This is a genomic window from Alkanindiges hydrocarboniclasticus (assembly GCF_001982605.1).
Lineage (GTDB): Bacteria > Pseudomonadota > Gammaproteobacteria > Pseudomonadales > Moraxellaceae > Alkanindiges > Alkanindiges hydrocarboniclasticus.
The window spans coordinates 76,252-90,603 of sequence record NZ_MLCN01000016.1 but is presented as its reverse complement, the minus strand read 5'-3'; the positions used below and the strand labels follow the sequence as shown (position 1 = coordinate 90,603).

Annotated in this window: 13 protein-coding genes and 1 pseudogene; 5 read left to right on the top strand and 9 right to left on the bottom strand. The window is 49.1% G+C overall.

Features of this window, described 5'->3' with window-relative positions; genetic code table 11:
* Nucleotides 1-786: 786 nt before the first annotated feature.
* Nucleotides 787-1,125: pseudogene (locus BKE30_RS16345) on the bottom strand (HopJ type III effector protein); the annotation flags it as partial.
* Nucleotides 1,126-1,438: 313 nt separating this feature from the next.
* Here BKE30_RS16345 and BKE30_RS07060 point away from each other — a divergent pair.
* From BKE30_RS07060 to BKE30_RS07045, 4 genes are all read left to right on the top strand, one after another.
* Nucleotides 1,439-2,221 carry an SDR family NAD(P)-dependent oxidoreductase gene (locus tag BKE30_RS07060; protein ID WP_076877896.1) on the top strand — a complete coding sequence of 261 codons (783 nt, stop codon included), beginning with the start codon at nt 1,439-1,441 and terminating at the stop codon, nt 2,219-2,221.
* A 133-nt stretch (nt 2,222-2,354) separates the two neighbouring features.
* Complete coding sequence (gene crcB / locus BKE30_RS07055; protein ID WP_076877895.1) at nt 2,355-2,744, top strand: fluoride efflux transporter CrcB; 390 nt, start codon at nt 2,355-2,357, stop codon at nt 2,742-2,744.
* A gap of 266 nt (nt 2,745-3,010) precedes the next feature.
* Complete coding sequence (locus tag BKE30_RS07050) at nt 3,011-4,021, top strand: bifunctional nicotinamide-nucleotide adenylyltransferase/Nudix hydroxylase (protein ID WP_227518366.1); 1,011 nt, start codon at nt 3,011-3,013, stop codon at nt 4,019-4,021.
* 200 nt (nt 4,022-4,221) lie between these two features.
* The gene (locus BKE30_RS07045) at nt 4,222-5,631 is read left to right on the top strand and encodes a nicotinate phosphoribosyltransferase (protein ID WP_076877893.1); all 1,410 of its coding nucleotides are present in this window, start codon (nt 4,222-4,224) and stop codon (nt 5,629-5,631) included.
* 71 nt (nt 5,632-5,702) lie between these two features.
* Here BKE30_RS07045 and BKE30_RS07040 read toward each other — a convergent pair whose 3' ends face one another.
* The 6 genes from BKE30_RS07040 to BKE30_RS07015 all read right to left on the bottom strand — a co-directional run bounded on the left by BKE30_RS07040 (nt 5,703) and on the right by BKE30_RS07015 (nt 10,997).
* Nucleotides 5,703-5,924, bottom strand: a complete 222-nt coding sequence (locus BKE30_RS07040) for a hypothetical protein (protein WP_076877892.1) — start codon at nt 5,922-5,924, stop codon at nt 5,703-5,705.
* A 35-nt stretch (nt 5,925-5,959) separates the two neighbouring features.
* Entirely contained in the window at nt 5,960-7,273 is a 1,314-nt protein-coding gene (locus BKE30_RS07035) for an ABC1 kinase family protein (protein WP_076877907.1), read from the bottom strand.
* Between the two features lie 118 nt (nt 7,274-7,391).
* Complete coding sequence (locus BKE30_RS07030) at nt 7,392-8,816, bottom strand: MATE family efflux transporter (protein WP_076877891.1); 1,425 nt, start codon at nt 8,814-8,816, stop codon at nt 7,392-7,394.
* Between the two features lie 202 nt (nt 8,817-9,018).
* A complete protein-coding gene (locus BKE30_RS07025; RefSeq protein WP_076877890.1) occupies nt 9,019-9,870 on the bottom strand; it encodes a hypothetical protein in 852 nt (283 codons plus the stop codon).
* A gap of 124 nt (nt 9,871-9,994) precedes the next feature.
* On the bottom strand, nt 9,995-10,450 hold the full coding sequence (locus tag BKE30_RS07020) for a DMT family transporter (protein WP_076877906.1): 456 nt from the start codon (nt 10,448-10,450) through the stop codon (nt 9,995-9,997).
* A gap of 88 nt (nt 10,451-10,538) precedes the next feature.
* Nucleotides 10,539-10,997 (bottom strand): EVE domain-containing protein, encoded by a 459-nt coding sequence (locus BKE30_RS07015; RefSeq protein ID WP_076877905.1) that lies wholly within the window; start codon nt 10,995-10,997, stop codon nt 10,539-10,541.
* Between the two features lie 46 nt (nt 10,998-11,043).
* On the opposite strand from BKE30_RS07015, the gene hemW reads away from it, so the two are divergent.
* Nucleotides 11,044-12,246 (top strand): radical SAM family heme chaperone HemW, encoded by a 1,203-nt coding sequence (gene hemW, locus BKE30_RS07010; protein ID WP_264754292.1) that lies wholly within the window; start codon nt 11,044-11,046, stop codon nt 12,244-12,246.
* 31 nt (nt 12,247-12,277) lie between these two features.
* On the opposite strand, the gene BKE30_RS07005 is transcribed toward hemW, so the two are convergent.
* Both BKE30_RS07005 and BKE30_RS07000 read right to left on the bottom strand, forming a co-directional pair.
* On the bottom strand, nt 12,278-13,369 hold the full coding sequence (locus tag BKE30_RS07005; protein ID WP_076877889.1) for an AI-2E family transporter: 1,092 nt from the start codon (nt 13,367-13,369) through the stop codon (nt 12,278-12,280).
* 176 nt (nt 13,370-13,545) lie between these two features.
* Nucleotides 13,546-14,205, bottom strand: a complete 660-nt coding sequence (locus BKE30_RS07000; protein WP_076877888.1) for a ParA family protein — start codon at nt 14,203-14,205, stop codon at nt 13,546-13,548.
* Between the last annotated feature and the right edge of the window lie 147 nt (nt 14,206-14,352).

Here is a 14,352-nt window from a genome sequence, read left to right as displayed (position 1 = left end):
ATCCGCAGTATCCGCAGTATCCGCAGTATCCGCAGTATCCGCAGCAGTGGTTACAGTTCCTGCTTGTGACGTTGCTGGTTCACTGCTGGCACTGGTGGTATTTTTTTCATCAATAAACGCAGCCGGATTATCGGCAACATGCTCGGCATTGGCTGCTGTTAATTCGGATGCGCTAGTATTTGCACTACCATTGGTACTGTTGTTTACAGTGGTGCTGGTTACGTCAGTGCTTATTGTGCTTGACTCGGTGCGACGGGCTTCATCTTCGATTGTGTTTTCAGCAGTACTGGTTGGCAACTGGGAAGTGTCCGCGTCCAAATCCATTGCTGTAGTAGAAGCCACAGGACTCTCGGTGCTAGCCGTGCCATCTGCAACGCTGTCGTTATCGGTATAATAGGTGGTTTCAGTAGCCATGCTGCCAGATGAGCCGGGTGCTGGGGGAATAATATGGTGTTTGACCGCCTCAGCTTCCAGAATGGCCTGTTCAGCTTTTGCTTCCAGTCGGCCATCATCCAGTGTTGTTTCAACGTGTTCTGTATGTGCAGGACTTGTTGTGCCACTTTGGTGATCTACACTGCCATCTGCATCTTTGGGTGCGCTGGGTTCAGCAAAGTTTTCGGTGTTCTCGGATAACTTGTCGCTGGGTTGATTCACCAGCGGCGCAGCACCCGGCTGGGCTTCTACCGGTTCTTGGCTGGCAGTATCCGCCACTGCAATTTCTTCAAATTCGCTACCGCCATTTTCATACAGCTGGGCAGCCTGTGCATTGATTGCATCAATATTGGCTTTAGGCGTTAGGGCATGGCCTTCAAAGTGAACACCAGCCCAGCCATGATGCATAAACTGGCGAATGTTTTGGTGATCCGTCCCGTCCGGGTTGTCCTTGACCGCCTGATAGTGCTCGGCAAACAGGGCCAGTGTGTCTAACTGATTAAAGTTGTTCAGGTGCGCAAAGCAAAACACCTTGCAACTGCCCTGATTTTCACCGGCTGCATTTTTCTGGGCACCATTTTGAAACGCGGTGGGTTCAAAGTCATACCGCGATTCAATAAATTTCAGCACTTGCTTAAAATTGATTTTGTGGTGTGCCAAAGCATTTAATAAAGCCGAATTGGGCGCGTACATCAGTATTCTCCTAAAAGCCAACCTTTTAATTTGCTTATGTTTTCAAAAATTCTTTATTATCAAACCGCAAAACCCTGCCAAAGTGTGTATCGGATTTGCAAACCATGGCAATGCTTTAATCACTTTCTGAACAGCAATAGTTAAGTGAAGTAACCAGACAACAATTAAGCAGCAAAGCAGGCAAAAAATAGGTGATAATTGATTCAGCCTGCTGTCTGCAATTGCTTACAATAATCATGCTGTAGACTATTTAGGGCTGCCTATATGATTCACTTTCAAACAAAAACTGAAAAAACAATGGAGATGTAAAAAAATGCCTTCCTTGCTACCGCGAGCTGAGCAAAAAAATATATTAATTACTGGTGCATCCAGTGGCATTGGTGAGGCACTGGCTTGGGCCTGTGCCAAGCGTGGCATGAATCTGGCGCTGGTTGCCCGTCGGCTGGACCGGCTGGAAAATCTGGCAGAACGCATCCGCGAGCGCTATCAGGTGCAGGTGGAAGTGGCTTCCCTGAATATTTGTGAAAATGAAAAGATCATGCCGATTTTTATGGGCTTTAGTGAGCTTATGGGCCGCATTGATATTGTGGTGGCCAATGCCGGGATTTTAAAAAGCCGCAAGGTAGGCGATGGCCGGATTGAGCGTGATGCCCAGGTATTTGAAACCAATGTGCTGGGTGCCATAGCCACCAGTGAAAGTGCCATCAGCCTGTTCCGGATGCAGGGCCGTGGTGGACATCTGGCAGTCATTTCATCCTATTCAGCATTTATGCCACTGCCCAGCGGTGCTGCGTATTCTGCCAGCAAGGCTGCGGTAAGCAGTTATTTTAATGCAGTGCGTGCGCCATTATTGCGTGAAAATATTGCGTTAAGCGTGATTTATCCGGGCTTTGTCAGCACCGATTTATTGCAGGGTTTTAATTCACATGGCTTACCCATTATTGCCAAGGCCAAGGATGTGGCCGAGGAAATCTTAACGGCGATTCTGGCCAAAAAGAAAAATGCCATTGTGCCCAGATTGCCATGGGCAGTGCTGTACCAGATGCAAAAACTGGTGCCGAATGCATTACTGGCCAGTGTGCAAAAATTCCTGTAAGCGATAAGGCAAGCCGGATACAGGCCTTGTGCTCATGGCTTGCCGGGTTGACTGTTGTGTTGGGTCTACCTTGCAGTATTTGCCTTGTAGCGTGTTGTTTTTTTTGCAGGTGACAGGAATTTAGGAAAAAATAATGCTTCATCCTGTATTGCTAGTAGCTATTGGTGGCGCGCTGGGTTCAATGGCCCGCTATGGTTTGTCGGCGCTGGTTATACGGCAGGTTAATCCGGTTCATTTTCCGTGGGGTACGTTTAGCGTTAATATCCTGGGTTGCCTGTTTGCCGGTATTTTTTTGGTGATATCCGAGCAGTTTCCAGCACTTAATCAGGAAGCCCGCCTGTTTATCGTGACAGGCTTACTGGGTGGCTTTACCACATTTTCAGCCTTTGGCATTGAAACCCTGAGCCTGATTCGCCGTGGTGAACTGCTGATTGCAGCCAGCTATGCCAGCTTAAGTGTCATTGTGGGCGTATGTGCCATGTGGCTGGCCTATAGTGTTATTAAGGCGTTATTACACGCATAGCTTAGAGATTTTTTAGTCTGATATCACGCAGTCTGATACAACGGCAGCTTATTGTTTATTGATTTTAATATTAGATCTGGCCTTAAAGCAGTGCAGCCGTATCCCTTTACTTTGGGCCAGAATTTCTGGATGGATCAGGCAGACAGTAGGCCAAAGAGTCATTAAAAAATATCTTTTTTAAAATTGACAAAGTTTTTTGAACAGGATATTTTTTGAAAACTTACTGATAGACAGTAAGACATTCATAAACGCCAAGGAGCTTGAGCGTGTTTGATTATCTGGTATTTATAGGCCGGTTTCAGCCTTTTCATTTGGGTCATCGCTTTGTAATTGAACAGGCGTTGGCACAAAGTAAACAAGTTATTGTTCTGATTGGTTCTGCCCGGGTGCCGCGCAGCACCCGCAATCCCTTTACGCTACAAGAACGCACGCAAATGATCCTTGGCGCTTTTGCCCCAGATCAGGCGCAGCGCATTCACTGTGTGGCACTGGATGACATTCTTTACAATGACACGCGCTGGGTGCATCAGGTGCAGCAGGGCGTATTGTCGGTAACAGGGGCAGCCAGTGGCCAGAAAATTGGCTTGATTGGCCACAATAAAGATAGCTCATCGTACTATCTGTCGCTTTTTCCACACTGGCCTGCGGTCAATGTACCCAACTTTAACAACTTATCCGCCACGCCCATCCGTGATGGCTATTTGCTGGGTGCAACCCCACTGACTGATTTTGTTCCTGCCAGCACTTTGGCAGTTCTCAATCAGTTAAGCCAGACCGACAGCTATCAGAAGTTACAGGAAGAAGCCTGGTTTATTGATCGCTACAAACGCCAGTGGGAGTTATCGCCCTATCCGCCAACTTTTGTTACGGTGGATGCAGTGGTCATTCAATCGGGGCATATTTTGCTGGTAGAGCGGCAGGCGATGCCGGGACAGGGCTTGTATGCACTGCCCGGAGGCTTTATTGGTGAGCGCGAAACCCTGTTTGATGCCTGTGTACGCGAACTGCGTGAGGAAACCCGGCTTAAGGTGCCAGATCCGGTAATTCGGGGGTCACTCAAAGCCCAGAAAACTTATGATGACCCTTATCGTTCGGTGCGCGGGCGTACCATTACACAGGCATTTTATTTTGCCTTAAAAAATGATCCGGCGGGTTTGCCCAAAGTCAAAGGCGGCGATGATGCCAGACGGGCTTTTTGGGTAGCGCTGGCAGATGTTCAGCCTGAACAGATGTTTGAAGACCATTTTGCCATTATTACCGATTTAACCGGGTTATAGATTTTAAAACCTACGGTTACAACCACAGCATTCGTAGCATGATTTTTAAAGTCTGATTTTTAAAGCCTGATTTTTAAAATTAATATTAAAAATCAGCATTAAAGATTAGTGTTAACCCCAGATGTAACATAACGATGAATGCCAAAAACTGGAAGACAGTTTCAGGCTGAAACCACGCCACCATACAGAGGAGTTCTGTCATGGCAAACCTAAGCAACAATTTTGAAAATTTATTATTAAATACCGATAGTTATAAAACGTCGCACTGGTTGCAGTATCCACCCAAAACTGAATATCTATCCAGTTATATCGAGCCGCGTGGGGGCATTTTTGAGCAAACCGTATTTTTTGGTTTACAGGCTTTTTTAAAGGAATATTTAACCACACCGATTACCCAGCAGGATATTGATGAAGCAGACATCATGCTGGCGGCGCATGGTGTGCCGTTTTATAAGGCAGGTTGGCAGTATATTCTGGATCAGTATCAGGGTTATTTGCCGGTTGCCATTGAAGCGGTACCGGAAGGAACGGTGGTTCCCAATAAAAATGCTGTGGTGCAAATTGTCAATACCGACCCGCAATGCTACTGGCTGGTGAGCTATCTGGAAACGGCCTTGCTACGGGCAGTCTGGTATCCTTCAACAGTGGCCAGTTTAAGTTATGCCTGCAAAAAAATTATTCGGGTGGCCATGGAAAAGAGTGCAGAGTCATTGGCAGGCCTGCCTTTCAAGCTGCATGATTTTGGCTCGCGGGGTGCATCCAGCCTGGAAACTGCATCGCTTGGCGGACTGGCACACCTGGTGAATTTTAGTGGTACGGATACCTTAAGTGCGCTGGTTGCCGCGTCACGCTGGTATGGCATGCAAACCACTGAACTAATGCCGGCGTTTTCCATTCCGGCGGCTGAACACAGCACTATTACCTCATGGGGCCGGGATGGCGAGGTTGACGCCTACCGCAATATGCTAAACCAGTTTGGTGGTAAGGGTAAAATTGTGGCAGTGGTGAGCGACAGTTATGACCTGTGGAATGCCATTGACCAGCTGTGGGGCGATGTACTTAAGCAACAGGTTGCTGACACAGGCGGCGTGCTGGTGATTCGTCCTGACAGCGGCGATCCGGTGAAGGTAGTGCGCGAAGCCCTGATTCGGCTGGCCAACCGGTTTGGTTATCACATCAATAGCAAAGGCTATAAAGTGCTACCAGACTATGTGCGGCTGATTCAGGGCGATGGCATTAATCCGGTGAGTTTGCAGAAGATTCTGGATGCCATTATGGCTGCCGGGTTTAGTGCCGATAATGTGGCATTTGGCATGGGCGGCGGCCTATTGCAGCAGGTTGACCGTGATACGCTGGGTTGGGCCATGAAAGCCAGTGCTGCACAGGTCGCCGGTGAATGGCGTGATGTATATAAAGACCCGATTACCAGTAAAGCCAAGCGTAGCAAGCGCGGACGACTTGCACTGATAAAAACCAGTCAGGGAATTGAAACCATTCGTCTTGCAGACTTAGACGGCCGGGAAAACCTGCTCCAGCCTGTGTATCGCAATGGCCAATTGCTGCGTGAAGATAGCCTGACAGCTGTCAGGGCCAGAACAGGCGCGTGGTAAGTATTGATTTGGTCACAGCAGTCTGCCAGAAGTTAAGGCAGGCTGCTGTGATCATTGATTAACAAAACACCTCAATCGTCATCATCGCCACGGGTATCAAAAGTTTTGGCTGGATCAATGCCCTGATCCTTTAAATCCTGCACTTTTTCTTCCAGCGTGCGAAACTGCTGCGCATCACGCATCTTACGGATGTCCTCATCCACGGTGTGCTGCAATTGATCCAGCGACTGGTTGTCAGGTGTCTGATTTTCAGGTGTCTGGTTGTCAGGTAATAGGGGGTTACTGTGAGTCATATCAGGTCTATCCTCAAATAAAAACCGGGAAATGGTCAGGTCGATGATGCCGGACTATGCAGGGGCACCACTTCTTCCAGTAAGGGCTTGAAGTTGTCTTTGACTTTCAGGTTAATCATGTTCCAGTAGTGACCGGAAATGGTACGGTTTAACATCATGGTTTCTGGAGATGGCTGGAAACTGTCCCAGTATTTCAGTGATTTTTTCAGCAAGTCCACGGCATCATGGTGTGCCGTATTTTTGGCAAAATCATATTCACCATTTAACGGGCTAATTAAAATATCAATCCACTGCTGATAAAACTCTGCCGGAATCTGGCCGTTGTGGTTGCGCACATGCAATTCACGCAGCGCCTGTTCCAGTGCCGGGATATCATTGCTAAAGGCTGCCCGAACCAGTTGCTTGTTGATATTAACAAGCTCAGGCGATAGCGTTTTGGTACTGCCATAGTCATACACCACTACCGAACCATCGGGCCGAAAGGCAAAATTGCCCGGATGGGGGTCGCTATGAAAGCTGTGCAGGAAAAATACTTCCTGACTGATCAGGCGAAACAGGCGCTCGCCCAGTTCATTGCGCAATTCCTGCGACCACGTGCCAGCAGTTTCAATGGAATCGCCCAGCTCCTCACTCAAAGTCAGCACCCGGCGTGTTGAGTAGGCTGGATAAACTTTGGGAATAATGACCTTGCTGTCCAGCGGCTGGTGAAAGGTAGAAAATACTTGCAGGTTGTGCGCTTCAATATTGTAGTTCAGCTCGGCAGTGAGGCTGTCCTGAATTTCATTAAACAACTTATCCTGTAGCTTTTTATCAATCTTGAATACGCCCGCCAGCCGCAAGGCCAGTCTTACCTGTTTTAAGTCACTTTCGCAGGCTTCATCCACACCCGGATATTGCACTTTCACCACCACGCGCTCGCCCGTGGGCAATATCGCGCGATGCACCTGTCCAATGGAAGCTGCCGCAAACGGCTCACTGTCAATAGAGGCAAAAATCTGCGCCAGCGGCTTACCCATTTCGCGCTCAATCTGGTATTGAATGGTGCTAAAGGGTACTGGTGGTGCCTGACGTTGCAGCTTGGCAATCGCCTTGGCCACTTCAGGCGGAAAAATATCCTTGTACTGTGAGGCAATTTGCCCCACTTTCATTACTGCGCCTTTCATTTCGCCCAGTGTGTCGGCAATTTTAAGGCCGATGTCCTCATACAGCTTTGATTTAGCCGCCAGTTTTTCTTCGTCGTTGGCATTAAAGGATTTGATGGAATTGCTGACTGCCTTGCCGGCAATGCTGGCGGTCATGCCAGCCAGCTTGATGAAACGGCGGCCGGGTGTACTGGTTTTTTCAGCCACAACTTTAACCTTACAAAAACAGGAGTGATAGGGCAGTGTGGCATGCACATACCGCCCTGCCAAGCCCAAAAAAATAGTGTTTTTGTTGGGCTATGTGAGCAGATGTGGCTAAATGTGTTTATGGGTTTTTAACAGGGAGTGTGGAACTTGCCACATTGGCTGCCAAATGCTGGAATAACTGCTTTTGCCGATGGCGCAGGCGAAAGCTCAGCAATACGGCTGCAATGGTCAGGCCAATCACCAGACCCGTCCAGAAACCTGCTGCACCGTAAGGCAGCATGCGTGACAGCACAATGCCAAGTGGCAGGGCAATGCCCCAGTAGGACAGCAGGGTAATCCACATGGGGCCTTGGGTATCCTGCATACCGCGCAAACAGCCGGCAGCGGCCACTTGCCATGCATCGGACAACTGGTAAATAAGCGCAAACAACAGCAGACTGGTAGCCGCTGCCTGCACTGTGGTATCCGTGGTATAAAAACCGGTAATTTGCTCGCGGAACAGCAACATGAGCAGCATGGCAGCCAGCGCCATACTGGTGGCAAAAATAAAGCCCAGCCGCTGCACATATTGCATGGCCGACCAGTTTTGTTCACCGTACAGTTGGCCTACCCGAATGGTGAGGGCCATGCCCAGCGAGAGCGGAGCCATAAAAAATACCGATGTCACCGATAGGGCAATCTGGTGTGCTGATACCACAATTTCGCCCAGCGGACTTAAAATAATGGCAGCAATACTAAACAGGCTCACCTCAAAGAATATCGCCATGCCAATCGGCGCACCCAGTGCAAAAATTTTTCCAGTCATGGCGCTATTAAACCTGCTGAACTGCTGAAAAATCTTGATCTGCTGATAGGTTTTGGACAGGCTTAAATAAATGGCCAGCACAATCAGCATAATCCATTGAATACTGGCTGTGGCAATGCCACAACCCGCACCGCCCAGTTTGGGTAAGCCAAATAGCCCATGCATAAACACATAGTTAAGCGGAATAATACCCAGCAGGCCCAGAATACTAATGACCGTGACGGGTCGTGGATGACCCAGTGCTTCGGTATAACCGCGCAAGGTGGCATAGAGCGTCACCGCTGGCATGCCAAAAGCAATACTATGCAAAAAGAAGCTGGCTTTGGGCTGCAGGTGCGCAGGCACATCCAGCAGGTCAAAGCTTAGCGGAGCCAGTTGCAACACCGCAAAACCAGCTAGCCCCATCAATAACGCCAGATACAGCGTCTGCTGGGTAATCCATGGAATCTGGCTGCTTTGCCCGGCACCTTTGGCCTCTGCCACCAGTGGCGTGGTGGCAATCATCACACCCGCCATAAACAGCACGACAGGCAGCCACAGCCCAACTCCAACAGCCACTACAGCCAGATCGGTGGGTGACATGCGCCCTGCCATAATGGTATCAATCAGGCCAAAACCGGCTTGTGCTACCTGTGTAATTAAAATCGGCCACATGAGATGAAACAGTGTGCGGATTTCGTGACGCCGGTTGGTTGGCGTGGGCAATTGCAGGTTGGGCTTGGTGGTTGACCCTGACATGGTTGTTCTACATCTTTTAATAAGGCGCTATTGTAGCCGGATTTAAGCCAGTGGAGTGGACTGCAATCACGCAAAACCAATCAATACAGATGCAGGTTATCTGTGAAAACATGGCAAATTACAGATATAAAAAACCTGCTGTGTTACCCAGTTAGGGCAAGCCACAGCAGGTAGGATTAAACCATGCTTCAAAAACTACTGCTTAAAATTTGGCAGTTACTTGTTTAAAGGCCAGTGGTTTATTATTTTCATCAAATAATTGCACCATCACCATGTAGCTGGTGTCATCAGTCACAGCATCATTGGGCACTAGCGCGGTTGGCAATACTGAGTTGCTCAAGGTCTGGTAAACAATCCCATTGGCGCTGCTATTACTTATTGCACCCGGATCAATCACATTAACCAGTGCCTTGCGAACGCCGTTTGGTACGCCACTCCAGCTAATCAGATTGCCAGTAGCATTTACATTCACCTGGAAGTTACTGGGGAATACTGTATCGGCTGGATACAGGGTAATGTTGCCTTTACGCGCCACTACAAAGTTCTGATCACTGCCATTGCAGTCACTGATTGTGCGTGCCTCATTGTTATCCTGATCCAGTACATAGCCACCAGTATATTTGTCCTCAGCACGGGAATAGGACAGCTTGTCAAACGCCAGCAGGATTTCCTCATTGGCTTGATTGCTTGATGAAACTGAATCCAGTGCACCTTCAATAGTACCGGACAAATAGCTGGTCAGCTTGGTGCCATCAATGGTTAGATTGTTGCTGTTACTGGCCTGACAATCAAAATAGCGGAAAGAAGCACGGCCCTTGATCCGGCCTTCATCATCCGGGGCATCCACATAAATACCGCCAACTTCTGCAGTAGGGTCATTGGCATCCTGACTTTCGGCATAGAAGCCCAACAATGTACCACCGGGGCCATTTTGCAGCGCAGGCGGAGTATAACTGTCATCACTGCCACCACCACTACCTCCACAACCCGTCAGGGCAGCAGCGGCCAGCAGGCCAGTGGCTAAACTTAAGCTGAGTCTTGTTTTTTGCATCATTCAGGTTCTCTTATCGCTACAGGAATACACTGAATGTAGTCTAGGGTAGAACAAATCAGCGAAAGGTAAGCGTAGACCCAAGCTTTGTATAAGGTTGGCTAAACCGTGTGAGCAAAAATTAATACTAGTACTTGACTGTTAACACCAGCCCCGCCATAACCATCAGTGCCCCGGCAATGCGTTGCCAGTTAATGGTGTGTTTTTCAAATCCCAGCCAGCCAAAATGATCCAGTACCAGTGATGCCAGCAATTGTCCGCACACAATAATAATGGTCAGGTTTACCGCACCCAGCCTGGGGGCCAGAATAATGGACACACTCACGCCAAAGGCACCCAGCAGGCCGCCAATCCACAGCCAGAGCGGCATACCCATTAGCTGTTGCAATTGCGGGCGCGAATCAGTTTGCAGCATAACCACTGCACCCAGAATAACCGTACCCACCAGAAAGGAAAAAAACGCCGCCTGATAAGGTGAGTTTACATACTGGCGTAGCTGGGCATTGACGCCAGCCTGACTGGCCAGCGCAATACCACCCGCCAGACCAAGCATTAATAATGTACTGAGTTCCAATCCTTTCATGGTGGCTTTTACCTGATTGATTACTGGCAAATGAATGTAATTTGCTTATTGCGATTAAGTGGCAGCGATGAAGCTATCCTATTTGATTTTAGGCATTGGGCTTATGCGCTAAAATAGCGTGCCACTGGGCCATGGTTACCGGCATTAATGACAGGCGGCTGCCTTTTTGCAACAGGGGCAAGTCTTCAAGTTCTGGTATGTCGCGCAAGGCAGACAGCGGTAAAATCTCTGACCATTTTTCGACAAATTCCACATCTACACCCGTCCAGCGCGGTTGATCAAGGGTGGATTTGGGGTCGTAATAACGATGTTCCGGGTTAAACTGGGTGGGGTCAGGATAGCCGCCTTTGACAATTGTCATTAGACCAACGATGCCCGGTACTTTACAATTGGAGTGGTAAAACAGCGCCTGATCACCGGCCTGCATTTGCCGCAAAAAGTTACGGGCCTGATAGTTACGCACGCCATCCCATAATGCGATACCCCGCTGTTGCAAATGATCAATGCCAAAGCCCTGTGGTTCAGATTTCATTAGCCAGTAGGCCACGTTGAGACTCCCTAAATTGACAACCACGCCCATTTTGCACAGCCAGATTCTGCTTGAGCCAGCAGCTATTCCGCTTGCCTTGTACATTCATATGCCGTGGTGTATAAAAAAATGCCCATACTGCGATTTTAATTCGCATACCCTGCCAAAAGTACAGGCAGTTCAAGGCACTACATCAGTTCATGATTTGCCCGATAGTGCCTTGCCTGCCGCGCTTGAGCAAGCGTATTTACAGGCCTTAATACAAGATGCAGCACAACAGCAACCATTGGCACAAGGCAGATGCATTTCCAGTGTTTTTATTGGCGGGGGTACGCCGTCACTGATCTCGGCCAAGGGCTACCAGTGGCTGTTTGGCCAGTTAAAAACTTTATTTAATTTTGATGCCAATTGTGAAATTACGCTGGAAGCCAATCCCGGTACACTGGAACATCAGCCGTTTGCTGATTATCTGGAAGCCGGGATCAACCGCTTGTCGCTAGGCGTGCAAACCTTTGACAGTGCGCAGTTGCAGCGCCTTGGCCGCATTCATGGTCAGGATGATGCCATGCAGGCCATTACCCGCGCGCGTGAGGCAGGGTTTAATCGCTTAAACGTTGATTTAATGCATGGCCTGCCTGCCCAAACCGAAGCACAGGCCTTGTATGACCTGCACACTGCCATAGCGCAGGGTGCAACCCATCTGTCGTGGTATCAGTTGACCATTGAACCCAACACCGTGTTTTTTAGAACCCAGCCTGTGTTACCCGAAGATGATATTCTGGCCGATATCCAGCAGGCCGGGGAAGCAGTGCTGCAAAGCCATGGTTTTGTACAATATGAAGTATCCGCATGGGCCAAAGAGCAACCCTGTCGGCATAACCTGAATTACTGGCAGTTTGGCGATTATCTGGCTATTGGGGCTGGCGCACATGGCAAGATCAGCCAGCCGGCGGGCATTTACCGTTTTCAAAAAACCCGCCAGCCCAAGGATTATCTGGCCCAGCAACCAGCCAGCATGCTGAACTGGCAGGCCATTGCCGCGCAAGATATGCCGTTTGAATTTATGATGAATGCCCTGCGACTTAAAGATGGCGTGCCCAGCAGTTTTTATCCGGTACGCACCGGCTTCTCACTAGATAGCCTGCAACCGGTATTAACCCGCTTAAGGCAGCAGGGCCTGCTGGTTGCAGATGAAAACCGCCTGCAATGCACCGCGCGCGGGTTTAATTATTTAAATGATGTACTGAGCGAGTTTGTAACAGACTAACCCAGTAGGTCACGCAAAAAACCGCCAACAATTATAACAGCGGCGGTTTTTCTTCAAATAATTCTTCCTGTTCCGGTTCAATCAGCTTTTGGTGCAGCCATTCACGCCATACGGCCAGCAATACCGCCAGAATAACCGGGCCAATAAACACACCCACCATACCAAAGCTGGCAAGGCCGCCCAGCACACCAAACATGATCAGCAAAAACGGAATCTTGGTAGCACCGGAAATCACTAATGGCCGGATAATGTTGTCAATCCAGCTCACCACACACAGGCCCCAGACAGCAAGCCCGGCAGCTTCCCAGTTTTGGCCTTGTGACAATAGCCAGATACTGACGCCACCCCAGGCAATGGGTGTCCCAAATGGAATTAGTGCCAGTAAAAAGGTGGCAAATGTCAGCACAACAGGATTTGGCACACCAGCTACCCAGTAGCCAATGCCAGCCAGCAGCGACTGTGCCAGCGCCGTCAGTCCTACCCCATACACCACAGCCCGGGTAGTTTCACCAATGGCATGCAAATAGCCATGTACCCGGTAGCCAATGACCTTGTTTAGTGCCGAGCGCACCTGATCCAGAATAAAGGTGCCATCACGGTAAAAGAAAAACAGCGTCAGAATTGCCAGCGTGAGTTTAAAGACATTGCGGCTGATCTCACCCAGTACAATCTTGCCATAGCCAATATGGCCCTGCATCCAGCTCCGGATAGTGCTGGCCAGATCATGCGGATGGGCATTGATTTGTCCCACCAGCCGGGTGATTTCCGGCCCAATAATGGGAATGCGGCGCATAAAATCCGGTAGGTCAATACCGCCGGCAAAAATTTGGCGTTGCAAGTTCAGGTACAGGTCACGGCCTTCGTGCTGCAACAGGAAAATCGCCATAATAAATGGCACACCAATGACCACACTTAAGATGGTGGTCATGGTCAGTGCGCTTAAATTATGCCGGTAGCCAAAGCCGCGCAAAATGGCCTGATAAATGGGCCAGGTGATATAAGCCAGAATGGCCGCCCAAACCACAGGCACCACAAAAAACTTTAAAACCTGAAAGCTAAGCAGCATTAGCCCAATGAACAGGCCAAGTAAAAGCAGGCGTTGGATGGCTGAAACGTCTTGCACACCAGTCTCATTATGCTGAGGGTTATGCGGCTATGTTAATCGAACTAAATGCCTAAACAAGCGTCAAAATGAAAAATATCTGGCAATCCTGCCAGCGCAGGGCATGAATTTGTATCTGCTATAACCCGGCCACTGCTTTTTAGTTAACCAGCAGATAGCTAAAAATCAGCAATTGCTTAAGCGTACCATGTGGTGACAGGGCCAGGCGGCGGTGGCTCTAAATAGTTAAGCAGGTCATCCCATTGCGCCTGCATGACCTGATACTGCTTCTGGTGATGGTCAAAAATACTGAGGCCCTGTGCCGCCAGTTGCGGGTAGGCGCTACGCTCACTGATCCAGCCCAGCGGTGCAAAATCTACCTGCCTGAAAAAATCCTCAAGCTGCTTGCTGCCAATGGACTGCGCCCGCACCCGGTTGGCCAGCAAATGCAGTTGCACCTTGCCTTTGCGCACCCGCTTTAAGTCTTCAACATGTTTTAAAAAACGCCGGGTACTGTCTACATCAAAAAAAGATGGCTGTACTGGAATAATCATGGCATGCGCCGTAGCCACCAATTGTGCGGCATGCTGGTCAGTCAGCGATCCGGGAGCATCTACCACCAGCCAGTCTACTTTTTTGGGGGTATCACCAATGCTGTCATCGTGACGCCAGTCCAGCCCAATAATTTTGCTGGCATGTTCCGGCCTGAGTTTCAGCCATTGCAGCGATGACTTTTGTACATCGGCATCGGCCAGTGCCACCTTGTTGCCCCGTTTTGCCAAAGCCGCCGCCAAGGTAATGGCAGTAATGGTTTTGCCGCAGCCCCCTTTATGATTGGCCACCAAAATAGTTTTCAATGATTTTCCAGCGCATAATTAGGTTTATTCCATTGTAATGAAAAAATATGACAATTTCGTGAAAACCACAATGATATTTGAAACTTAGCGTGTCCTGAAATTTAAAATCCTGCTGTTTTTGCCCTATACACTGGTGATGACAACAGG